The 910-nt window shown below is 22.8% G+C and carries 1 protein-coding gene; it reads right to left on the reverse strand.

From position 1 onward, the window contains the following. Positions 1-72: 72 nt before the first annotated feature. Entirely contained in the window at positions 73-471 is a 399-nt protein-coding gene (gene ytfJ, locus G3997_RS07345; protein WP_296644967.1) for a GerW family sporulation protein, read from the reverse strand. Positions 472-910 lie beyond the last annotated feature (439 nt).

Raw genomic sequence — 910 nt, forward strand, 5'->3', positions numbered from 1 at the left:
TAAGTGAAATATCACTTTACCTTTATTAGTTAATTATACTAAAAACTGATACTTTTTAGTATCAGTTTTATGTTAAATGTCTTTATTGTTTTTAGATATTTTTTGAAGTTTTTCTATAACTTTTGGAGTAATAGTCAATATATTATCTATCATATTTATGTTATTATCTAAGCTCATAAGTCTAGTTTCTCCATTTTCTACAACTACAAAAGCTACTGGCTGAACAGTTACTGCACCTGCACTACCTCCAGCAAAATTAGTGTCATTATTATCTATATGCTCTTCTTTTTTATATCCCTTAGAGTATTCTCCTCCACCTATACCAAAACCTATAGTAACTTTAGATATAGGTACTACAACGGTATTATCAGTTTTTATAGGATCACCTATTATAGTATTTGCGTCTATAGAACCTTTTATAGTATCAAGTGTTGTTTCCATTATATTTTGTATCGACCCTGTAGCTCTCATTTTTGCTATCCTCCTCTTTTATTTTCTTACTATTTTTAACTGCTATAAATGCAGCTTTTAATATATTAATTAAATCTTTTATCGTAGGTTTTATGTGTATTTTAAAATCTATATATATATTATTTTCTATAAAGTTAGGTTTTATATTCATATAAAATTTATTTGGATTTATAATATTTATTAAATTTCCATAAATTAAATTTATAAATAAATAAGAAAAAATAGTTATATGAATATTTGTGCTTTCTATTTGTATATCTGAATAGAATTCTTCTATCTCTATTTTTTTTAAAGYTTCTAAAATACCTAAAATATCCTTAGATAAAATTTTTCTAGAAGTTATATTTTTAATTAGTATATTTTTTCTTTTACTTTTTTCTATCTCCTTTTTTATAGATTTAATTTTTTTAGGGTAAATCGGTATTTTTATATTTATAAT

It is taken from the genome of Romboutsia sp. 13368 (assembly GCF_018336475.1).
Lineage (GTDB): Bacteria > Bacillota > Clostridia > Peptostreptococcales > Peptostreptococcaceae > Romboutsia.

Bases quoted from the DNA above. Each gene is read 5' to 3' on its own strand.
- ytfJ (WP_296644967.1), bottom strand. From the start codon at position 471: ATGAGAGCTACAGGGTCGATACAAAATATAATGGAAACAACACTTGAT.